The following is a 22,215-nucleotide window of genomic DNA, read 5'->3' on the forward strand; positions in this document are numbered from 1 at the left end:
TATCTAACACTTTATAGTTATCCTTTTTCTGTTACTATACATCCCTGTCGGGTTCTTGCAAATTATCCTGAAACTACCCTTACTCCACACAAGTACCAGCTGGAGAATCAGAATAAAAAAAGAGCATCATTTCTGATGCTCTTTTTTCTCTTTATAGAGGAAATCTATTGTTGTTTTGGCGTGGTGTACATGCCATGCTCTGAATCGTATTGCTTGTATTTAGCGTCGAATTTGTCATAGTCCTGTACGTTTTTACCGCGGGCTTTGTCTCTTTTCCACTGGTACAGGTTAGCCAGGAAATCCACGCTTTTGCTTAAACATGAAGTTTCTACTCTTTCCCTGTCAGTTTTAGCTTTTAAGATGTTGTAAGCTTTTTCCATCCATTCAATGGATTTGTCAGCTAAAGCTGTTTGTTGCTTTTGCACAGTGTCGCGTTTTGCTTTTAAAGCAGCGCCTTCACCTCTTAAAGCTAAAAACGCGTCTTCCATGGTGTTGAACTGTTGGTACAACAGTACACCAGAGTTAAACGCGTATACACCGTTTTGTTCGCCGTTAAACGCTTTTCCAAAAGCTTCAGAAGCTAATGATTTTACGTTAAACTGCTCAGCACTATCCAGTTTGCTTAATTCTTCTTTTGGAACGTTTGCAAAGTATTCTGCATAAGTAACGTAGTCTTTAGAAGTTAATTTGCCGCTAGGATCTGCTTCTTTGTACTTAGCCAGCATTTGGCTAAGGCCAGCATTTTTGGTCATGAATTCCATTTCGTAAGCATTCCACAGAGTGCTTTCGTTTGGATATAATTGCTTGGCTAAAGCCAGGTATTTACCAAATTCAGTAGCATTTTTAGTGTCCAGCTCTACGTTCAGGATATAACGGTAGATTTCTACAAAATCTTTACCACCTATTTTTTCAGCAGCAAATTTTGTGTAGTAATGCATTGCCTTTTCTGTGTTTTTAGCGTTTTGCGCTGCATAACCAGCGTATACCACAGTAAAGGTGTCGATGTTTTGTTTATTATTACCCAAGCCATTTTTAGAAATAAAATCGCCCATGTCTTCCGCAATAACGAAGCTGTTTAAAGCATCTTCCCATTTGCTTTCAGTAAAATATTTACGGCCTTCGTTAAACTTGGTAGAGTAAATGATACTTACTGCACGCATACCATTGTTTTCTTTCAACGACTTTAAAGTGGCATCCTTAGCGATATATTTCTTCAAAGCGTCGTAAGTCTGATCGCCTGCGTCGGGATATTTGGCTCTTAAAGCGCTATCCAGGTATAACTCTGCATAAATCTTCGACTTTAACAACAAAGCTTCCGGGTTTTCGGATGCTTTAGGATCAGTGAAGGTTTTGTCTATTTCTTTCTTTGCATCTTCATATTTGCTTAACAACAACAGCTTGTTGGGCTCATCCAGTTTTTGTGCCACAACTGCCTTGCCAGCGATCATCATACTTACTGCTAACAGTAGGTTTTTCATGTTCATAAACACATCATTTTTTTAATGTTGGGTATTAATCTGTTGACTCTTCCGTTTCTGCCGGATTGCTATTTTCTTCTGCACCACCATTTTCGATTTCGCCACTTGCAGCTTCTCCATTTTCGGATACGCCGTTTTCGCCGTTTTCTTCAGTGGCAGCTACTACTTCTTCCTCTTCAATTTTAGATATAGCAGCAATCTCATCTGTTTCATCCAGTTTAATCAGTTTCACGCCTTGTGTTGCCCTGCCAGCTTCTTTGATGCTGTTTATGGCAGTACGAAGGGTGATGCCTGATTTACAGGTAATGATAAGATCTTCTTTTTCTTCCACATCTACAATTCCTACGAGGTGACCGGTTTTTTCGGTAATGCTGATGGTTTTTACCCCTTTACCACCGCGGTTGGTGATACGGTATTCATCCACTGGCGTTCTTTTACCATAGCCTTTCTCGCTTACTACTAATACGGTTTTAGCGGTCTCTTTTGAGACACATATCATGCCAATAACCTCATCATTCTCGTCGTCAACCTCAATTCCGGTAACGCCTATTGCTCCACGGCCTGTAGTACGAACTTTATCTTCCGGGAAACGGATAGCACGGCCGCTTTTAATAGCCATCAGAATGTCGTTGTTACCATCAGTCATTCTGGCTTCCAGTAACTGGTCACCTTCTACAATATTAATAGCATTCACGCCATTAGCCCGTGGCCTGCTGAATTCTTCCAGTAAGGTCTTTTTAATAATACCTTTCTTGGTACACAGGATAATGTAATGACTGTTTACAAACTCTTTATCAGCCAGATTTTTAACATTAATAATGGTTCTTACCTTATCATCTGTTGGGATCTGAATCAGGTTTTGAATAGCACGACCTTTGCCTTGCTTTTCTCCCTCTGGAATTTCATACACTTTCAACCAATAACAACGGCCTTTTTCGGTAAAGAACATCATGTTATCATGGGTAGATGCCACAAACAGGTGTTCTACATAATCTTCCTGCCTTGTTTTGCTACCTACTGCGCCTCTGCCGCCTCTGCGTTGCTGACGGTATTCTGTTGCTGAAGTGCGTTTAATATAACCCAGATGAGAAATAGTAATTACCACGTTTTCTTCTTCAATCAGGTCTTCAATACGCATTTCATCTGCCATGTATTGAATCTCTGTCTTACGCTTATCGCCAAATTTCTCTTTAACCTCTAATAATTCTGTTTTGATCAGGTCATAACGTAAAGCTTCGTTGCCTAACAATTCTTCCAAACGGTTAATCAACGCCATCAGTTCGTCATATTCTGCCTTAATCTTATCTCTTTCCATGCCTGTTAAACGCTGTAAACGTAATTCCAGGATGGCTTTGGCTTGAATTTCATCAATGCCCCAGCCTGCTGTTACTAACGCGTCTTTGGCTATATCAGGTGTAGAAGAATTGCGAATTAATGCAATCACTTCATCCAGATGATCAAGCGCAATCAGGTAACCTTGTAAAATATGGGCGCGTTCACGGGCCTTCCTTAATTCATATTTGGCACGGCGAATAACCACTTCCATTCTAAACTCAACAAACTCACTGATCAGGTCTCTGAGATGCAGAATTCTAGGACGGCCTCTTACAATTGCTACGTTATTAATACCGTAACTGGTTTGTAATTCTGTGTATTTAAAAAGCTGATTTATAACAACTTGTGCAACTGCGTCTCTTTTTAAAGTTACTACCACACGGGTACCTTCACGCATGTTGCTTTCATTGTTCACATGGGCTATACCCTCTACAATTTTCTCAGTAACTAATTGACCAATGCGATCTGTTAATGCATCACGGTTTACCTGGTAAGGCACATCGGTAATGATGATTTGTTCACGACCACTGTCTTTGGTTTCAACCGTGCACTTACCTCTTAGTACTACGCGGCCACGGCCTGTTAAAAAGCCTTGTTTTACGCCTTCCATACCAAATATGATACCTCCGGTAGGAAAATCGGGCGCTTTTACATATTGTGTAAGCTCTTCAGCGGTAATTTCTTTGTTTTCTATATAAGCCACACAGCCATCAACTACTTCGCCCAGGTTGTGGGGCAGCATGTTAGTAGCCATACCTACGGCAATACCACTACTGCCGTTTACCAGCAAATTGGGTATCCGGGTTGGTAATACGGTTGGTTCTTCGAGTGAATCATCGAAGTTAGGTTGGAAGTCAACAGTTTCCTTTTCAATATCCAGCAGCATGCTTTCTGCTACTTTTTCCAGACGGGCCTCTGTATAACGCATAGCCGCCGCATCATCACCATCCTGGTTGCCAAAGTTACCCTGACCATCAATCAGTGTATATCTCAGGCTCCATTCCTGGGCCATACGTACCAGGGTGTCGTAAATGGCGCTATCACCGTGCGGGTGATATTTACCCATTACCTCCCCTACAATACGGGCAGATTTTTTATAAGGCTTGTTACTATGGTTTCCCAACTCATTCATGGCAAATAACACCCGGCGGTGTACCGGCTTAAAGCCATCTCTTACATCGGGTAACGCACGGCCCACAATAACCGACATAGAATAATCTATGTAGGCCGTTTTCATCTGTTCTTCAATATTCACCAGGATAATGCGGTCATTATCGCTTGTTTCTTGTGGCAATAAATTCTCGTCCATCATTGAATGTGCTTCTGTAGATTTTATGTTATAGAAACCGATCGGCGAAGATAGCTATTTTTTATGTTAACTGATTGTTCACAATAAAAGGCACGACAAGTGCATTATATATACAAACAGGCTTATTTATGAGTACTTATCGTCTATTACGGAACAATAAGGAAACAGGACCCTATAATGTGGAACAATTAAGAGTGATGGGGCTAAAAGCATACGACCTTATTTGGGTAGAGGGCAAAAGTGCTGCCTGGCGATATCCTGGAGAATTGCCGGAAATGGCAGATTTTGCTCCTGCTGTGGAGGAACAGCCTTACGACCGTTTTTACCGGAAAACGGCCAAACCCGGCAAACCTCGGTTTAGAATTAAGGCTGATTGGCGGAAAATTGATGAAAATATAACACCGGCGATAGAGAAAGCTGTTACGCCGACTGCAATCCTGTTGCAGGAAATGCCTGTTATACCCCAGGAAAAAACGGCTATTCCTTCTATGGCACCAATAACACCTCATCAGCCGACTGTTCCTCTTGTTGTTTCCCAAATTGTAGGCAATAGCGAACTGCAGGATGAAAAGATGGTTCCTCAAACAAAATACAGCGAATCGCTGGATATCATAAAAGAACGGTATAGCCAAACTGTATTGGGTAGAAAACATTCTGGTTTAAAAGCCAGTTTTGCTCGTTATGCCCTGCTGGTTGGATTGTTTCCGGTACTGGCTGCCGGCATCTGGATTGGTAGCAGCTGGAACAACCAGCATAAGCTGGAAACGATTAATACCACTGAGCCGGTAAAAGAACGTGTTTCTACTCCTGCAGCTGAACCGGCTGTTTTGCAGCCTTCTGTTAACGAGCCGGCCCCGACCCAACCGGAAGCAGTTCCGGAAATGCGAACTGTTGCTAATACAATACCGGCTACTCAAAACCGGGTTACTACTGTTACACCTCCTTTTACTGTTAATACTGGTAAGCGGGTGGCTACCACTGTGGCCGCTGTCACTAAAAAAACAGTGCTTACTGCTGCTGTTGCCACACTGCCTGCTAATAAAGGTAAATGGACTAAGCCTGTTCAGAATGTTACTGGTGCACCTGTAACACAGGCGGTTTATCATAATAGTACGCCTGTTACTAAAACGACCGATGGGCCTGCTACCGTTTCTGTTTCCCAAAACTACGCTCCTGTTACTGTTGCCAGTAAAAACAAGATCACCGATTATGTTTCGGTAAGGGATGAGGTAGAGCAAATGGATAACAATAATAAGCAGGTGCGTTTGCATGTAAACAATAAAAGTAATATCCCGGTAGACCTGGTGGTGCTGGACCTGCAATATTATGATAGCAATGGCAAGTTTAAAAAAGGCGAAACTTTATATGTAAACAATCTTTCTGCACAGGACGAAGTGGTGCTGAACGCCCCTATGGCTAAAAACGGGCAACGTGTAGATTATAAAGTGGCTCTTTTAAGTATTGAAAAGAAAGGTGTTTACCTGATTGCTGAATAATAAATAGCCTGCCTGTTATGTGTTTGTTTCAGGATAACAGGTGTATCTTAAAGTATGAAACACATTTTACTTTTTGGTGCGGGCAAATCGGCAACTGTACTTATTCAATATTTATTACGGTTATCTCAGCAATTGCAGTGGCGGGTAACTATTGTAGATGGCAACGCCGGTAGCATACAGGAAAAGATCATGGGCAATTACCCGCTGGTAAAAGGTGCAATTATTAACCTGGAAAATGAGACGGAAAGAGTAGCTTACATCCAGGAAAGCGACCTGGTTATTTCTTTAATGCCACCTGCTTTGCATATTATTATCGCCCGCGATTGTGTTTCGTTCAAAAAACATTTGCTTACAGCTTCTTATATAGATGATAGTATGCGGGCTTTGCAGCCGGCTATTGAGCAAAACGACTTGTTGTTTTTATGTGAAATGGGTTTAGATCCTGGTATCGATCACATGAGTGCAGGGCGGCTTATCCATTCTATTCACACGCAACAGGGCATTATCAGCTCTTTTCAATCACATTGTGGAGGGCTGGTTGCCCCTGAAAATGACACCAACCCCTGGCATTATAAAATAAGCTGGAATCCACGTAATGTGGTAATGGCAGGTAAATCCGGTGCGGTCTACAAACAAAATAATGAAATAGTAAGTGTACCCTATTCTTCGCTTTTTGCAAAGAACGAAACGGTATCTATCCCACATTTTCAATCTTATGTATGTTACCCTAACCGGGATTCTCTTTCTTATATCGGGCTATATGATTTGCAAAAGGCGCATACGTTTGTAAGAACCACTTTGCGGCATCCTCATTTTTGCATAGGCTGGCGTTTTATAGTGGACTGGCAGCTTACAAATGAAGAAAAAGTGTATGCTACAGATGGGCTTAGCATTCAGGGATTCTTTCTCCAACATTTCAGCAGCCTGCACATTGATTCAGCTTATGAATTGAAGCCGGATACCATAATATATAATCAGCTGGTGTATCTGGGACTGAACGACAATAATACACTTATTAACAAGGGACTTTGCAGCGCTGCAGATGTGTTGCAATGGCTGCTGGAAACAAGGCTGCCCTTATTACCTGATGATAAAGATCTGGTGGTAATGATGCATGAGCTGAAATATACAATACAGAACCAGTCATTCCGCGCAAAAAGCTATTTAGTAGTTGAAGGTAAAGATGACAGTTATACAGCCATGGCCCAAACGGTAGGTTTACCGCTGGGTATTGCTGCTAAATTGATATTGGAAGGAGTTATTCGCTTAACCGGTTTACATATTCCCTTATCTCCTGTTATATACCATCCTGTTTTGAGCGAACTGGAAACAGAAGGGATACGTTTTACTGAGGAGGTTGAATTATTATCGTAGCTGTTTTATACTATGGGTAATAACGGAAATTTACCATAAAGTACCTGTTCTGATTGTGCAGGTGACAGTTTGAGCCATTGTTGTAGTAAAGTGGCATACAAGCTTCTGAAATCGTGCTGCATGGCTATGTTATCATTTTCAGTAGCATGTTCCGGCAAGGTTGGATTTTTACCAACAATAGTGCCTTTTACCTTGTTGCCAAAATAAAATACCGGGGCTGCAGCTCCATGGTCTGTTCCGCCACTGGCATTAGAGCGAATCCTGCGTCCGAATTCGGAAAAGGTTACGCCCATTACTTTATCCCCTACTTTTAAATAGTCAAGGTCTTTCATAAAAGCATACACTGCATCAGACAATTTTTTTAATACCACAGCATGTGTACCAGTGGTGGTGTCTTTGCTGATCACCTGGCTTGAATGTATGTCAAACCCGCCCAGGCTTACCAGGTAGATTTTAGTTTGTAAGCCACCTGCAATAAGGCGGGCTACAATTTTTAACTGGTCGGCCAGTGCATTGGTTCCTTGCGCAGGATATTGGCTGTATTGTTTGGGAACTTTAGTGGCTGCTGTTTTAATAACAGTGGAATATTGGTCTGTTTTAACGCTTACGTTTTGCAGATAATCCAATTGTTCGCCCAGGCGGGTCGATTTATCTATTTCGCTTTTACCTTCCACCAGGTTATAGAAAGAGGTTGGATTACTAATTGCCAAGCCCATATTATAAGCTGGCCCCATAAATGTTTCTGAAACAATAGAACCTACTTGTATGGCCAAGGGATCAGGCATAACTGTACTGGGGTATTTTTCCGGAAATTCGGGATATACCTGGTCCAGATAACGACCTGCCCAGCCAGTGGTAATTATTTTAGCGGAATCAGAGCCTGTCATCCATATGTCTGACGATCTGAAATGTGAAAAATTGGGTTGAGGGTATCCTACTGCCTGTATAATACCGGCTTTGCCTTCTTTCATTAATTGATGCATAGAGGCCATAGCAGGATGAAGGCCGGTTTGTTCTGTTCCGGAAAGAGAGAGCAGCTTGTTTTCGGGAAGTGCAATATTGCTTCTGGCTGCCTGGTAAGCACTGTATTGACTGATGGGGATCACCGTGTTTAAGCCATCGTTGCCACCACTTAGTTGTACCAATACTAATATATGATCGTTATCAGCACCATAACTGGCAGCATGCATCAGTGAGGTGCCAGCGAATGCTTTTAATGAAAAGCCATTTAAAAGATAAGGTAACAGTACACCAGCGGCTGTATTTTTTAAAAAGTCTCTTCTTTTCATTTGTTCACGGTTATAAAATTAGCATAATTGATACTGTGGCAAGCTTACCAGGTATTTATATAAATTGTTTAACCTGTTCAATACATTATTGCGAATGGTTTTGTCGTCCGGCTTTTGCAACATTTGCAGCCAGGCCTGTGTCCAGTAATGATCGCCCATATTGCCCTGCATGTTAGTCAATAAAATAGAATTCTTTATCTGGGTTCTTTCCGTTTCTGAAAGGTTACAGGGATATAGCAATTGAATTGAATCATTAATAAGTACATCTGGCTGCGACGGATCAGATGTCTTTTTGGCAAACTCAATAATGTCTACCCGGGCAATACAATTTTCCTGGAAATTAATGCCCTGTTGTATCACAGATATGGCAAACCTGCTTCTTTTGGGATAGGTGTCTGAATTGATCCAAAGCTTATCGTACAAGGGCTCCTGGTACCAGGAAGGCCAACCTGCTACATTGGGAGGGTCGCCGATATTCTGCTGGGTGGTGGCCGCAAATTGATAGATGCGTTGCACTATCCGGGATTTGCTGACTATATCTATGTCTTTAGATAATTGGATGTCAAATTCTCTGTACATGCCAGCAGCAAAATCCAGCGGACTTTTTATAATACCTCCCCTGTTGGCCATATCATAAAAATGAGTGCTTTGTAACAGTTGTTGTAACACCGGTTTTATTTCATAATTGCTTTTTCGGAAGGTTTGGGCCAGTGGAACAATGATGTTCTTTTCTGTATGTTCGTCTATATGATGATATACAAAAAAGCGGTACAGCTTGCGGCATATGAAGCAGGATACTTCTTCCTTCGCAAAAATCATATCAAGGAGTTCGTCCAGTTCCTGCTCACCTTCTTTACCTTTACGCCCATGGATCACATGATTATTATAAAAGGCAGAAAAGGATTTATCTCCTTCATCATGTTTATCAGGAACAAACTGATAAGTGCCGGTTGTGTTATTAATGGTATATCCTGTTAATACTTTTGCGGCTGCTTTTACATCTGCTTCTGTGTAATGCGACCCGGGGCCTTTGCCCACTGTAAATAGTTCCTGTAACTCCCGTGCATAGTTTTCGTCTGGCGCTTTTTTTGTGTTTTGGGCACCATTCAGATAGCGAAGCATGGCTGCATTAATGCTTATCTGTTTCACCAGGGTTTTAAAATTACCCAATGCATGATCCCGTAACAGGGCATTGTATTGGTAGGCCATATAACTGCCTACTATCCGTGTTTCTGTAACAAAATGGTTATGCAAGAAAACTACCATTTTTTCCCGGATGGTTCTGGACTGGAACAGCATCTGCCCTGTCCACCATATCTTTAAGGAATTCTGTCTTTTGAAGTTTTGTGTGCCAACAGATTTCACCACATTTACCCATGTTTCGCCTGCGGGCACGTCCGGATCAGTAAAGTTGATATCGTTGTAATCATTTACCGGTGGTAATGGTGCTGGTTCCGCAGTGTTGATGAGTATTGATACACATTGTGCTACTGACAGCCGGGCAAAGTCTTTTACATCAGCTGGTTTTGCTCCAAACTGGGTTCGTTTTAACAGATGCCGGGCTTCTGCTTCTGTCCATTTTCCTTTAAATGGTTTCAAACCACTATTCACTGGTGGTGTTTTTGATTGAGCATACTTTGCATGAGTATATGCCATACTATATTCTTTCCTTTAAGTGAGCCTTGTCTTGTCAAGGGGTTTGACAGGGAGACATGCAACAGGTTTAATGGGAGATTATTATAAAGCTGCCAATAAAGTTTTTAATTGTTCTATGCCTTCCGTGGCCGGGGCTTCTATTGTGGTAATTCTGATACCAGAACGATGTTCTGGTATTGATTTATCTAATATGAATACGGGAATACCGGGTTGTGTGTAGTCTAATAAGCCTGCGGCAGGATACACTACTAATGAAGTGCCTATTACTACGAAAATGTCGGCTTCGCTGGTTATTTCTGCTGCTTTGGTTATCAATGGCACGGGTTCCTCAAACCAAACGATATGTGGTCTTAGCTGGCCGCCATCTTCCGCTTTATCTCCCAAGTTTATATCGCCGGTGATATCGTAAATTTTGTTTTCGTTGCGTACGCTGCGCATTTTAAATATCTCGCCGTGCAGGTGCAATACGTTTCTGCTGCCGGCTCTTTCATGCAGGTCATCTACGTTTTGGGTGATGATCTGCATGTCATATTGGTCCTGCAATTCAGCAAGACCAATATGAGCCGCGTTGGGTTGTACTTTTAATACTTCGCTTCTACGGAAATTATAAAAATCAAGTACCATTTTGGGGTTGCGTTGCCAGGCGCGTGGGTTGGCTACTTCCTGTGGTTTGTGACCTTCCCATAAGCCACCGTTATCTCTAAAAGTTTTTAAACCGCTTTCTGCACTGATGCCTGCCCCTGTTAATATTACCAGTTTCTTCTTCGTCATATTCTGTAATTGTTCCTGAGCTTAAATCTACGCATCTTGTATTGATTTTTGCGTTTTCAAATGGTTTCTTCTTTTGCTAAAATATAGCCATGCAACTATGCCTATGATGGCGAATGGCCATATGGCAACTATAAAAAGGAGTACATTACCTATAATGGATAAACCGTTGGTAAAGGACGTGAACAACTGCCATCCATAACCAGGCTGGTCAGGTTGTACGTCGGTGATAACGTTGGGCTGATAGTAGCTCAGGTTAATGGTGCTGTAAGCTGCCTGCTGCTCCAGCTGGTTTACATGGCCGGTATTGTTTTCTATGGTTTGCTGTACGTTGTTGAGTTGATCCTGTATGGTAAGTACATCATCCATTTTTCTACTTTCTTTCATCAGTTCCAGGTAGCGTGCACGTACTATTTTTTTAGCTTCTGTGCGGGCTTTGGTGTCGATAATACTGGTGGTTACATCTTCGGCTGTGATCTCCTTTTCCTTCACAAGAATGCCACGTCCGTTTAAACTACCCAGCAGGCTTTCAAACTGCGCCACAGGAACTTTTATCGTGAGCGTGTTTTGTACAGTACTTTCTGTTCTTTCCTGTTTTTCGGAAGCTATATAAGCGCCAAAGCTTTTCAGCTGATGATGTAACGCATAGTCAAAGCTGTCGTAGTTATGTAATTCCAGATTTAAGTGGGCAGTTTTAACCAGTTTCTTATCCCAGTCGGCAGCTATTATGGGCGCGCCGCCTGACTGTAACACGGTAACAGAATCGTTGTATGGCAGGGTGTCACTGGCAGATAATTCCTGTATGTTGCCTATGTTGATGCCAGTGCCTGTTGAATCGGACGCTGCTTCTTTTTGTAACTCTCCCTGTCCGCATGACATTGCCAGCAAGGCTATTATAGCCATGAAATAGATATACTGTTTCATAAATGATTGTAGGTTTGGTGTGTGTTTAAGTAGATGTTTTGTTGTTAGCAGGCCTGCATCTATTTATTACCAAACAGGGTGTTAAGTAACCAAGTGGTATTGTTAAAGAAAATAGAATTAAAAGAAAGTATTTATCTTCCCGCTTTATAAGTGTGCAGTTATGATTAAGGAATACAGGCAATGGTTTAACAGGAATTATTCAGAAAGTTTATACCAACAATACCTCCAGGCATTAGACAGCCAGTACCCGGGTGCTATAGAATTTCGGGTGGCAGAAACGCCGGTGTTTGTGGGACGCGATTTTAAACATAAAATGCTGGATGCCTGTGAAGCCATTATTGATGTGATAACGCAGGACAACTTTACTGCCATTACTGATGCGGCTATTCCTGCTGAATGGAACATTCCGGGTAGCCAGCCTTACTCGCATTTTATGGTGTTTGACTTTGGTGTTTGCCTGGGCGCAGATGGTTTGCCAGAGCCGCAATTGATAGAGATGCAAGGCTTTCCCAGCTTATTTGGTTTTCAAAGTTATATGGCGGCAGCTGCACAAAAGGTATATGCTATTCCTGGTACTTTAACTACTTACCTGAACGGGCACACAGAAGAAAGTTATTTGCAACTTCTGCGTAATATTATATTAGGTAGCTGCCAACCGGAAGAAGTGATTTTGCTGGACCTGTTTCCGCATCGTCAGAAAACCCGTATTGATTTTTATTGTACGCAGCATTATACGGGTATAAAGCCTGTATGCCTTACAGCATTGTATTCGGAAGGAAACCGGTTGTATTATACGAATGAGAACGGCCAGCCTGTTCGGGTAAAGCGCATTTATAACCGCCTTATCTTCGACGAGCTGGAGCAACAGCTACCGGAAGTAAAGGCTAAAGGCGCTCTTTTGCATGAGCAGCTGGAAGTAGAATGGATACCACATCCTGACTGGTTTTACCGGGTGAGTAAATTCACGCTCCCCTATTTACAGCATCCTTATATCCCGGCTACCTCTTTTTTAAGTGATTTACTAGCTATCCCTGATAACCTTGATCAATATGTATTAAAGCCCTTATTTTCCTTTTCGGGAAGAGGTGTGGAAATAGATGTAACGGCGGAGATGATCAAGCGTATTACAGACCGGCATAACTGGATACTGCAAAGAAAGGTGGAGTATGCTCCTGTTATTGAAACGCCGGACGGACCAGCTAAAACAGAGATTCGTGTGTTTTATTTCTGGGAAGAAGGAAAAGCGCGACCTGTTGCCACGCATAACCTGGCACGCCTTAGTAAAGGTAAAATGATTGGGGTAAGCTATAACAAACGGGAAACCTGGGTGGGTGGCAGCCTTGCTTTTTTTGAAGAAGACTAACTAGTCTTCTTTTTTGTTTACATCCAATTTAGGAAAGAAGCTCATTAATAATACCACAAAAGATAAAAGCAGGATAAGATACAGTCCGGCTCTTTTTTCGGGACAATCTCCCATTAAACAGGCTGAGAGCAATAAAAAATTACGAACAGCCCAGGAAATGCCAACAGCACTTATCACCACATTGGTTCTTTTAGCCCATATTTTAGGAATCAGGAACAGGACAGCGGATAGAGCAGCTAATACCATGGTTAACAGGCCAGGGCGTCCAAAATGGGTAACGCCGGTGTTCATGCCGGTTAGGGTTGCCTGCAAACCGGGAATATAGCTCCAGGGTAAAAAACAAACTCCTATTAAAGCTAACGCTGCTATTATTCCTATTGATTGTGAATGTTTCATGCTTGAATTCTGGGGCGTAAAAGTAGTATAAAAAAGGTGTGTTACGGTTGGTAACACACCTTTTTCTATTATCGGTCTGTATTCAATGATTAGTAGCCAGGGTTTTGATAGGCTTTTTTCTGATCGTCAGTCATCGGCTGCCCACCGATAGTTGTTGCATCTATTTGCAGCGATGGTATGGGACGAAGTTTGAAGTGATCATCAATAAAAGTGGCATCCAGGTTAAACTGTTTGGTTCTGCTTACAAGCGTTTCTGTACGTACCAGATCTTCCCAGCGGTAAAATTCTCCGCATAGTTCGCGGGTGCGTTCATTGAGCATAAAATGAATAAAACGGTCTGCAGTGCTGGATACAGTAGATGGATATTGTTCACTGGCGGCATTGGAAGTAAACAGGTCGGTAGTGGCCTGCAGGTTGGCTTCTGTGCTGTTTACATCATCTTTAGTACTACCGTCAAATATCCAGGTAGCGGGGTTTTTAAATTCGCCGGCATGGTAAGCGGCTCTTCTTCTCACTATGTTAATATAATCCAGTGCCCTGGAGTAATTAGCTTTTCGGCCATACGCTTCTGCGGCAATCAGATAGGTTTCGGCAAAGCGTGCCAGTATGCCATTTCTTACTCCCTTTTCTTCATTATAGTTGGGGGTGGCTCTTACGGGGTCAAGATGTTTTACCAATGTAAGGTACTTGTTATCGCTAAAGCCTTCGGTTAATACACCAGATGCATTTTTGTAATAACGTGCAAAAGTTACATACCTGAAACGGTTGGTGTTGGCGAGGTCGGCACTGGTAAGTGTGGTTGTTTTGTTGTTAACGATAAAAAAGGCTGCCGTATCGCCATTGGTGTAACGAGGTTTGCCTATTAAGGCTGCGCTGGGTGCATCGGTGGCTGTCCACTTGGCTACGGCATTATTGGCTGTGGCAGAGGTTCCGTTATTACGATAGTAGGCTGTGCGGAATATTTTGTAAAAACGGGAATCGTTTTTACGGTCGAACAGGTCTATAGTATAATCTGTAGGACGCAGGCGGCGGTATGGACGCATATTAAAGTTGTCTGTGGTTCTTACCAGCCCGGGAATACCGGCATCGTACTGCATCACGTAAAAGAGATGCGCCCGGTTGCCGCCGGTGCCGCTGGCTCCATTTAAGTTGAGTACATTACTGAACTGTGCTGCAAAGATGATTTCCTTGCTGGCCTGCGCTGTTTGAAACTCGGCATAGTCGCCTGCTGCAACCGTACTTTGGTAGTTGGTGTTGTATGGTGGATCGCCATCTGCATTAATAGTGGCTGTTACGGCTACTTTAGGATAACCTTTGGGATATACTCCTTTCCATAAATTCAGATAGTCTGCTTCTAATACATAAGTGCCTGAATTAATGACCAGCTCGGCATAGTAAATCGCGCTATCCATGTCGGTAGATTGCTGGCCGCGTTGATCGGTAACAGCGCTACCCCGTGTTAAGTATGCTTTAGCCAGGAAATGGTTGGCAGCTCCTTTGGTGGCACGGCCGGCTTCTGATACTGTGACTGTTAAGGTTTGTGAAGCAAACTGCAGGTCGGCAATGATCTGTTTGTATACATTGGCTACTGTTTCTTTTGTAAAATCGCTTCTGCCTGATGATGCTGATTGTACTACCAACGGAACGCTGCCAAACTGTTGCACTAATTGAAAATAGTAATAACCGCGTAAAAACCTCAGTTCTGCCACCCGCTGATTTTTAGCAGCTTCGGTTGCCAGTGTTTTGGAAGCCGGGTTGTTGTAGGCAGGTATGTAGGCTATGCCTAGGTTACAGATGTTAATGCCATTGTAGTTGTTAGTCCATAAATCATTTACAAAGCCCTGAGCAGGGTTTAATGATGCCTGGTCGTAGGTATTGTAAAAGCTGTAGTTGAATTGATCGCCCAGTCTGAATTCATCTGTGCCAAAGTTAAATAGGGCATAACACTGCTCGTTCTCAAACTTAAAACGTGTAGGCACGTAAGCAGATTTTACCAGGTCTTCCAGCCCCTGGTCTGTTTTATAATAATCGTAGGTAAGTGTACTTACCAGCTCTTCCTTTACAAACTTTTTACAGGCGCTGAATATGAGCAGCAATAATGATGTATATATAATGATATGCTTTTTCATAACGAATGTTTACAGTATACGATAATTAAAGTCCTAATCTCACCCCTACTACTACGCTTCTGTAGTTAAATGAATTAGGCCCGGGGCCGGAAGTGGAACTGCTAGGATAAGACGACAGGTAAGGAATGGTTTCAGGATCGGCTGTTTTGTAACTGCTAAACAGAAAAGGATTTAGCACGTTTACATACACGTTTAACCGCGCCACTTTCCATTTGTCGAGCAATGGTTGTGGAAAGCGATAGGTCAGTGATATGTTTCTTACTCTTACAAAGCTGCCGCTTCTAAAGCCCATAGCCTGCCAGTATTGCTGTATATCAATCGTGTTGTTGGCCTGTGCATATTCATTGGAAGGATTGGATGGCGTCCAGTAGTTTACTTTAAACGATTGGTAGCGGCCATTTAGACTGGGGCGCATTTCTCTGATTAAAGATCCCTGACGGGTATATACCAGTATGTTTAACTCAAAGTTTTTATAAGTAAGTGTTGAGCTGATACTGCCTGTCCATTTAGGGTTATGTGATCCCAGTACCTGTTTGTCTGTTTCTGTAATGCTGGTGTCGCCATTGATATCTGCTACATAAGGGCGGCCGGGCTGATAACTGGTGTTAGTTTTGTTACCAGCTTTTTTCCAGAAATAATCAGCCAGTATGCCGCCTTTGGCGGTATCGCTGTACTGGAATATACGCTGAAACTTATAATCGTAATAAACGCTCAGGGGTTGACCTATAAACCACTGGCTGGATATATTATCCTGTTTGGTATCAAGGCTTACTATCGATTCTTTGTTAATACCGAATATAAAGTCTGTTGTCCAGGTAATGCCTTTAGGATTGGCTATGTTAATGGTACTAAGGCTAATGTCTATACCCCTGTTCCTGACATCACCTACGTTTACCAACACACTGGAAAAGCCGCTGGTGGTAGGCAGTCGTTTGCTTAATATCTGGTTACTGTTGGTTTGATAGTATTCGATGGTACCGTTGATGCGGTTGTTAAAAAGGGTAAAATCCAAACCGGCGCTTTTTGATTTGGTTCTTTCCCAGGTAATATCCAATGGTAAGGTGGATGGGGCGTATCCTTGTGCTGCTGTTCCGCCATAGTTATACGGTGTTCTTATCAGTGTACCGCTGGAGCGGTAAGGATCAATACCGGCATTACCTACTTCTCCGTAGCCTATACGCAGTTTCAGGCTGTTTACAAACGAAACGTCGCGCATGAACGATTCCTTATCTATACGCCAGGAAAAAGCGCCCGACGGAAACACCTGGTGCTGACGGCTGGCGGGTAGCACAGATGACCAGTCGTCCCTTACTGTAAAGGTTAACAGGTATCTGTCCATAAAGCCATAGTTTAATCTGCCAAAGGCCGACCAGTTTTTGGTTTTGGTAAAGGTGCCTGTTGTTTGTGTAGGTGTGGTGGCGGCATTGTTTTGTAACGAATACCATTTCTGTGTTTCGTATATTAATTGATCGGCTGCTGAGTAGTTTTCTTCAAAGCGGCTTTGCACAAACTCCTGCCCTATCAGAGCATTGATGGAATGTTTGTTTTTAATACGCGTATCGTAAGTGAGGAGGTTTTGTACCGACCAGGAGAAGTAGCTGCGTGCGGTGTAACTGGCGTTGGCTGTGCCGCCTGCTCTTACGGATGAAACAGAACCGTTAAAGGTGCCTATGCGCACGTTAGAAGCATCTATGTTACCTGCTGCTCGCAGTTTCAATCCTTTGATTACCTGAATTTCGGCAAACATGTTGGGAATGGCCCTGTTCACTCTTGTTTCATTAAAAACAGTGTTGGCATCGTTTAAGGGGTTTACAATGTTGGCATCGTTGCCCGGGTTGAGTATAAACGTGCCGGATGTGTCGTATGGCCTGGCTATAGGCAGCATGTTGCTGGCTACACCATATACGTTCGGGCCTGTGTTTTGTATGGAGGTGGAATAGATGATGCCGCCGCCAAAGTTTACTACTTTATTGGGCCTGATATCGGTGTTTAAGCTAAAGGAATAACGGTTGAAGTCCTGCCCTACCTGTATACCTTTCTGGCCAAAATAGCCTGCTGAAAAAGAAGCTCTGAATTTTTCGCTACCACCGGTTACTGTAATATTATGGTTGTTGGTGATGCCGGTTTGCAGGCCATTTTTCTGCCAGTCGTACCCCTTTATTTTGGAGGGATCATAAATGGCTATACTGTCTAATACAGATACCCCTAAATTGGCCATCATGGCTTTTTCTTCTGTGGTGGTAGCGCGTTTGGCGGCTATAAAGCGACTCCTGTCTATCCACGTGTAACCATCTGCTACCGACTGCCAGGTGTAATAATCCTGCCGGGCCAGAAAGAGTATAGAGTCCACTCTGGGATCGGGATAATATAGTGAAGTGTTCGTGCCGGTGCCGGGGCTTAAAGCCAAATTATAGGCTTTGTTGCCAAAATAGGCATCGCGTCTTAACTGTGCATATTCTGCTGCGCTGAATACCTCCAGTGGACGTATGATGTTATCGAATGACACTTTGCCGTCATATTCTACGGATATTTTACCGGTCTTTCCTTTTTTGGTAGTTACCTGTATTACGCCGTTAGCGCCGCGTGAGCCGTAGATGGCGGTAGCGGATGCGTCTTTCAATACATCAATGCTTTCAATATCCAATGGGTTAATGTCATTGATACTATAGGCAATAGGCACACCATCCAGCACTACCAGCGGATCGTTGGTGGCTACCAGCGAACGGTTTCCGCGTATGCGTATGGTGGCACCTGAGCCGGGGGCAAAAGATGACGGCGTAGCCACCAGGCCGGGTATGCGGCCCTGTAGTGCCTGTGTTACGTTGGTGGTAGGCACTTCACGTAGCTTATCCTGGTTAACAGATGCTACGGAGCCGGTAACATCACCTTTGCGCCGGGTACCGTAACCTACCACAATTACGTCCTGCAGGTCGTTGGCATTGGGTTTTAAAGCCAACAGCAAAGACGAACCGGTTACAGTTACTTCTATGCTTAAGAAGCCTACTGAACCCACTACCAGTGTGCTGCCCGTAGTGGCCTGAATACTAAAGGTGCCGTCTGTTTTGGTAATTGCTTTAGTGGTACCTCCTTTTACCTGTACAGTGGCGTTACTAATGGGAGTTCCGTTTTCATCTGTTACTTTACCGGTAGTGTTGCCGGATTGGGCTAAAAGATACGTTTGTGAAATGAGGAAGAACGAGACGCATGTCAACAACATGCCCCTTAAGAAATGTTTGTTACAATTCATATAGCAGTGTTTAAGTAAAAAATTATTGCAATCGTTATTGGAATATTAAGGATAATTTTTATACTAATTATCCTGTACTGTCCTGCCTGATATGGAACCTTTTCTTATTTTTATAAAAGCGTGCATTTTTTAGGATAACGCAGAAAATCGGGTATGGTTCGCGGCTGGTCAGGAAAGTGCAGGATACAGATGCCAAAAGGATGCAATAGTATTGTTTACAACTTAATAATGCCATATGAACAATCTATGTAATAAGCGGGCTTTAATAGTCATAGGCTTTTTTTGTACAGGAATATTGCCTTTGTCTGTATCTGCCCAGTATATGACTGGTAAGGGCAATGACGCTACTGCTCCCCTACATTTAATGAAACCGGCTTACACAGTGCCTTACGGCGAAACTACTCCGCAAAAAGTAACAGCTGTTTTAAAAAGAGTATATCAATATCTGAATGGGGTTACTCCGTTTCAGCTGGTAGATAAAACCAGCAGCCAGGTGGTGAATGACATCCACACGGCTAATAGTAATACTATTTTTAAGCCGGGCGATTTCAGGCTGTTAAGTTACGAATGGGGTGTAACGTATACGGGTATGCTGGAAGCGGGTGCTGCTACCGGTGATACTTCGTTTACCAACTATACGCTTAACCGGGTTAATTTCATTGGTGCTGTTACTAACCGGTACCGGAAGTATGTGCAGGAGAATAAGGGAGCGGCAACTCCTGTTCGCAGTGTATTAACTCCACATGCATTGGATGATGCAGGAGCTATTGCGGCATCTATGATCAAAGCCATACGGAATGGAGCAGATGCCACGTTGGTACGCCCTATGGTAGATAATTATCTTACGTATATTATGACTAAAGAGTTTCGTTTAAAGGACGGAACGCTGGCACGTAACCGTCCCCAGCCTAATACTTTATGGCTGGACGATTTATATATGAGCCTGCCTGCTATAGCGCAAATGGGGGTACTGACAGGTAACAAAACTTATTATACTGAGGCATTAAAACAATATCACCAGTTTGCCTCCCGCATGTTTAATAAAGAGAAAGGATTATATATGCATGGCTGGGTACAGGATATGGACCCGCATCCGCAGTTTCATTGGGCCCGTGCCAATGGCTGGGCTTTGATGACCAAGATTGAATTACTGGATGCTTTGCCGGACAACTATCCCGGCCGTAGTGAAGTGTTGCAGATGTTGAAGCTGCATGTGGCAGGACTGGCTGAACGGCAGGATAAAACGGGATTCTGGCACCAGCTGCTGGATAAAAATGACTCTTACCTGGAAACTTCGGCTACAGCTATCTATGCATATTGTATAGCCCGTGCTATTAATAAAGGCTGGCTGGATGCCAAGGCTTATGGCCCTATGGTATTGCTGGCCTGGAATGCGGTGAGTACGCAGGTGACAGAGAACGGACAGGTGCAAAACACCTGTGTAGGCACAGGCATGGGGTTTGACCCCGCTTTTTATTATTACCGGCCGGTAAGTAACTATGCGGCACATGGTTATGGACCATTATTGCTGGCAGGCGCTGAAATACTTCGTTTACTTCAAAAGCATCCTTTTGAACTGAACGATAGCGCTGTGCAGATGAAGTAAGGAATGCTGCCAGTGTGTGTTTAACCGGCTATATTCTTTTCAAAGCATACACTGGTATCCACTCCGGCATATTGCCCGTAATTGGGTATTAACTGGTAACCGCTTTTCTGATATAATGAAATTGCTTCCGTATGCCTGATACCGGTTTCTAATACGCAACGGGTAAAAGCCAGTTCTGCTGTCCATCTTTCCAGTTCGGCCAGTAGCTGTGAAGCAATTCCATTACCCCTGGCTTCCGGCCTGGTAAACATACGCTTTACTTCCATGCTGCTGGTGTCAAATACTTTTATAGCTCCACAGCTCACTGCTGTTGATTGGCTATAGGCAACCACCACATGTTTAATGCTGTCCAGTTTATTAAACTGACCGTAAAAGTTTTGTTCTTCCCCATTGCGTGCAGCTAAATCTGCATCCAGCTCTAGCACCAGTGCAATAAAATCAGGATCTTCCGATGTGGTTCTTTTCAGGTTAATCATGTAATAACTGATTGTTTATTCATTAACTATAAACCATTCTTCTGATTTATGGATAAGATCAATGGAGTTGTTTTATTAAATATAAGCACTCCTGCGGAATATTGTATATGAAAAAAAGCTACTCATTGGCTTTGCGTTTTAACCGGGTATTTTATACAATCCGTTGAGTAGCTCCCTGGTTTACCGGGCAACATTTGCTGCCACTGCTGGTATTTCCTTTACCTCTACGGAGCCGCCATAGGCCAGTATAGGGCAGTCTTTAGCCAGTTCTACTGCTTTTTCAATGCTTGCTGCACGGAGAAAAACATTACTTACCAGTTTCAGGTTGTTTTCGGTGACGGCTTCTTTTCTTACTTGCTTGTCTGCGCCTGCTACTACATAACTTTCGCCGGGTGTTTGGCCTGTAAAGTGTTTGAAATCTTTATTGAAGTGTGGCTGGACAAGGTAACCAGCTTCCAAGGCCAGGCTGGTAAGGGTTTGTGGAATGTGGGTCTGTAGGGTGCCAGTTGCTCCCGTGGTATGTAGGTTTGAATTACCATTGGAAAAGCCTATGGTAAGATAGTTATTTTCCTGCTTATATTGTTTTAGAGAGTTTCCATGCACCCAGTGGATTTTCCAGCAGCTGGTGTCCTTTGCAGGGATGCTTTTTTTCGATGGTAATATTGAATTTGGTCGCATTATCCTGTGTACTAAACACTTGCTTGTGCTGTATAATGGACTTATCGGTGATCTGGTAGTTGCTGAATACGGATATGGTGGTAATGGCTTGCTGTGGGTCTTCCCCTACTATAATGGTATCTTTTAATCCCAGGTTTTGCATGCCGCGGGAATATACAGCTGCCTGATCATCGGTAACAGAAGCTACCACAAACATATTGTACAGGTTGGCAGGCTTAAATTTGTTGGTGAGCTCTAGCCAGTTGTCTTTCTCAAAAGCTTTGCCTGCGGTTTCTATTTTTACGCCTATACCGCCTGATTGTAGTAAGGCGGTGGCTGCAAAAGCTATGTATTCTGCTTCTTCCAGGTTGCCGGTTGGCCCGGAAATATAAATAATGGAATTGGCCTTTTCCAGGCTGGCAGTGAAGGTTTCGGTCATGCCTGTAGTTTTTCCGGCTTCAGTAAATCCGGAAACAATGTCTTTGTCTACATCATGCATTTCCAGGGAATAATGTCGCAGGCTTTTAATATGGATAAGCATATTACCTACAATAAAATATTCACCATCGCAACGAACTGCTACTTTCTGCATAAGATCGTCCCAGCTTTTCCAGGTGCCAGGAATGCTGATGATAGTCGTAAATGGGTCTTTGGGTCCTCTACTCTTTTTGCCGGAATTCTCTTTAAATGGCCACATACTCTCAAAGGGGGG

General features: G+C 43.1%; 16 protein-coding genes. 4 read left to right on the plus strand and 12 right to left on the minus strand.

The window, feature by feature from the left end; translation table 11 throughout:
- Nucleotides 1-164 precede the first annotated feature (164 nt).
- Together FLA_RS11535 and gyrA are read right to left on the minus strand one after the other, a co-directional pair.
- Nucleotides 165-1,478, minus strand: coding sequence for a hypothetical protein (locus FLA_RS11535; RefSeq protein ID WP_096510936.1), 1,314 nt, complete (start codon nt 1,476-1,478; stop codon nt 165-167).
- Nucleotides 1,479-1,512: 34 nt separating this feature from the next.
- Nucleotides 1,513-4,125: a DNA gyrase subunit A gene (gene gyrA, locus FLA_RS11540; RefSeq protein ID WP_084206364.1), complete on the minus strand. Its 2,613-nt coding sequence runs from the start codon at nt 4,123-4,125 to the stop codon at nt 1,513-1,515.
- Nucleotides 4,126-4,250: 125 nt separating this feature from the next.
- On the opposite strand from gyrA, the gene FLA_RS11545 reads away from it, so the two are divergent.
- Together FLA_RS11545 and FLA_RS11550 are read left to right on the plus strand one after the other, a co-directional pair.
- Nucleotides 4,251-5,618: a hypothetical protein gene (locus FLA_RS11545; RefSeq protein ID WP_076380646.1), complete on the plus strand. Its 1,368-nt coding sequence runs from the start codon at nt 4,251-4,253 to the stop codon at nt 5,616-5,618.
- A gap of 54 nt (nt 5,619-5,672) precedes the next feature.
- On the plus strand, nt 5,673-6,992 hold the full coding sequence (locus tag FLA_RS11550; RefSeq protein WP_076380647.1) for a saccharopine dehydrogenase C-terminal domain-containing protein: 1,320 nt from the start codon (nt 5,673-5,675) through the stop codon (nt 6,990-6,992).
- A 5-nt stretch (nt 6,993-6,997) separates the two neighbouring features.
- Here FLA_RS11550 and FLA_RS11555 read toward each other — a convergent pair whose 3' ends face one another.
- From FLA_RS11555 to FLA_RS11570, 4 genes are all read right to left on the minus strand, one after another.
- On the minus strand, nt 6,998-8,281 hold the full coding sequence (locus FLA_RS11555) for a DUF1501 domain-containing protein (protein ID WP_076380648.1): 1,284 nt from the start codon (nt 8,279-8,281) through the stop codon (nt 6,998-7,000).
- Nucleotides 8,282-8,299: 18 nt separating this feature from the next.
- Complete coding sequence (locus FLA_RS11560) at nt 8,300-9,937, minus strand: DUF1800 domain-containing protein (protein WP_076380649.1); 1,638 nt, start codon at nt 9,935-9,937, stop codon at nt 8,300-8,302.
- Nucleotides 9,938-10,018: 81 nt separating this feature from the next.
- Nucleotides 10,019-10,708 carry an SIR2 family NAD-dependent protein deacylase gene (locus FLA_RS11565; RefSeq protein WP_076380650.1) on the minus strand — a complete coding sequence of 230 codons (690 nt, stop codon included), beginning with the start codon at nt 10,706-10,708 and terminating at the stop codon, nt 10,019-10,021.
- Nucleotides 10,709-10,735: 27 nt separating this feature from the next.
- Nucleotides 10,736-11,629, minus strand: a complete 894-nt coding sequence (locus tag FLA_RS11570) for a DUF4349 domain-containing protein (RefSeq protein ID WP_076380651.1) — start codon at nt 11,627-11,629, stop codon at nt 10,736-10,738.
- A gap of 160 nt (nt 11,630-11,789) precedes the next feature.
- On the opposite strand from FLA_RS11570, the gene FLA_RS11575 reads away from it, so the two are divergent.
- Entirely contained in the window at nt 11,790-12,992 is a 1,203-nt protein-coding gene (locus tag FLA_RS11575; RefSeq protein WP_076380652.1) for an ATP-grasp domain-containing protein, read from the plus strand.
- Here the strand turns inward: FLA_RS11575 and FLA_RS11580 are convergent, their stop codons facing one another.
- The 3 genes from FLA_RS11580 to FLA_RS11590 all read right to left on the minus strand — a co-directional run bounded on the left by FLA_RS11580 (nt 12,993) and on the right by FLA_RS11590 (nt 18,764).
- On the minus strand, nt 12,993-13,388 hold the full coding sequence (locus FLA_RS11580) for a hypothetical protein (protein ID WP_076380653.1): 396 nt from the start codon (nt 13,386-13,388) through the stop codon (nt 12,993-12,995). It abuts the gene before it with no gap.
- Nucleotides 13,389-13,477: 89 nt separating this feature from the next.
- Nucleotides 13,478-15,517, minus strand: coding sequence for a RagB/SusD family nutrient uptake outer membrane protein (locus FLA_RS11585; protein ID WP_076380654.1), 2,040 nt, complete (start codon nt 15,515-15,517; stop codon nt 13,478-13,480).
- A gap of 25 nt (nt 15,518-15,542) precedes the next feature.
- Nucleotides 15,543-18,764 carry a SusC/RagA family TonB-linked outer membrane protein gene (locus tag FLA_RS11590; protein WP_084206366.1) on the minus strand — a complete coding sequence of 1,074 codons (3,222 nt, stop codon included), beginning with the start codon at nt 18,762-18,764 and terminating at the stop codon, nt 15,543-15,545.
- A 235-nt stretch (nt 18,765-18,999) separates the two neighbouring features.
- Here FLA_RS11590 and FLA_RS11595 point away from each other — a divergent pair, with 235 nt between their 5' ends.
- On the plus strand, nt 19,000-20,370 hold the full coding sequence (locus FLA_RS11595) for a glycoside hydrolase family 88/105 protein (protein WP_076380656.1): 1,371 nt from the start codon (nt 19,000-19,002) through the stop codon (nt 20,368-20,370).
- A gap of 20 nt (nt 20,371-20,390) precedes the next feature.
- On the opposite strand, the gene FLA_RS11600 is transcribed toward FLA_RS11595, so the two are convergent.
- From FLA_RS11600 to FLA_RS11610, 3 genes are all read right to left on the minus strand, one after another.
- Complete coding sequence (locus tag FLA_RS11600) at nt 20,391-20,846, minus strand: GNAT family N-acetyltransferase (protein ID WP_076380657.1); 456 nt, start codon at nt 20,844-20,846, stop codon at nt 20,391-20,393.
- A gap of 180 nt (nt 20,847-21,026) precedes the next feature.
- Nucleotides 21,027-21,449: a YciI family protein gene (locus tag FLA_RS31675; RefSeq protein ID WP_076380658.1), complete on the minus strand. Its 423-nt coding sequence runs from the start codon at nt 21,447-21,449 to the stop codon at nt 21,027-21,029.
- The gene (locus FLA_RS11610; protein WP_076380659.1) at nt 21,421-22,200 is read right to left on the minus strand and encodes a hypothetical protein; all 780 of its coding nucleotides are present in this window, start codon (nt 22,198-22,200) and stop codon (nt 21,421-21,423) included. The genes FLA_RS31675 and FLA_RS11610 overlap by 29 nt, the downstream gene beginning before the upstream one ends.
- Between the last annotated feature and the right edge of the window lie 15 nt (nt 22,201-22,215).

The organism is Filimonas lacunae (genome assembly GCF_002355595.1).
GTDB classification, from domain to species: Bacteria; Bacteroidota; Bacteroidia; order Chitinophagales; family Chitinophagaceae; genus Filimonas; species Filimonas lacunae.

Coding starts and splice junctions, on each gene's coding strand:
- FLA_RS11535 (WP_096510936.1), bottom strand. CDS start 1,478: ATGAAAAACCTACTGTTAGCAGTAAGTATGATGATCGCTGGCAAGGCA.
- gyrA (WP_084206364.1), bottom strand. CDS start 4,125: ATGATGGACGAGAATTTATTGCCACAAGAAACAAGCGATAATGACCGC.
- FLA_RS11545 (WP_076380646.1), top strand. CDS start 4,251: ATGAGTACTTATCGTCTATTACGGAACAATAAGGAAACAGGACCCTAT.
- FLA_RS11550 (WP_076380647.1), top strand. CDS start 5,673: ATGAAACACATTTTACTTTTTGGTGCGGGCAAATCGGCAACTGTACTT.
- FLA_RS11555 (WP_076380648.1), bottom strand. CDS start 8,281: ATGAAAAGAAGAGACTTTTTAAAAAATACAGCCGCTGGTGTACTGTTA.
- FLA_RS11560 (WP_076380649.1), bottom strand. CDS start 9,937: ATGGCATATACTCATGCAAAGTATGCTCAATCAAAAACACCACCAGTG.
- FLA_RS11565 (WP_076380650.1), bottom strand. CDS start 10,708: ATGACGAAGAAGAAACTGGTAATATTAACAGGGGCAGGCATCAGTGCA.
- FLA_RS11570 (WP_076380651.1), bottom strand. CDS start 11,629: ATGAAACAGTATATCTATTTCATGGCTATAATAGCCTTGCTGGCAATG.
- FLA_RS11575 (WP_076380652.1), top strand. CDS start 11,790: ATGATTAAGGAATACAGGCAATGGTTTAACAGGAATTATTCAGAAAGT.
- FLA_RS11580 (WP_076380653.1), bottom strand. CDS start 13,388: ATGAAACATTCACAATCAATAGGAATAATAGCAGCGTTAGCTTTAATA.
- FLA_RS11585 (WP_076380654.1), bottom strand. CDS start 15,517: ATGAAAAAGCATATCATTATATATACATCATTATTGCTGCTCATATTC.
- FLA_RS11590 (WP_084206366.1), bottom strand. CDS start 18,764: ATGAATTGTAACAAACATTTCTTAAGGGGCATGTTGTTGACATGCGTC.
- FLA_RS11595 (WP_076380656.1), top strand. CDS start 19,000: ATGAACAATCTATGTAATAAGCGGGCTTTAATAGTCATAGGCTTTTTT.
- FLA_RS11600 (WP_076380657.1), bottom strand. CDS start 20,846: ATGATTAACCTGAAAAGAACCACATCGGAAGATCCTGATTTTATTGCA.
- FLA_RS11610 (WP_076380659.1), bottom strand. CDS start 22,200: ATGTGGCCATTTAAAGAGAATTCCGGCAAAAAGAGTAGAGGACCCAAA.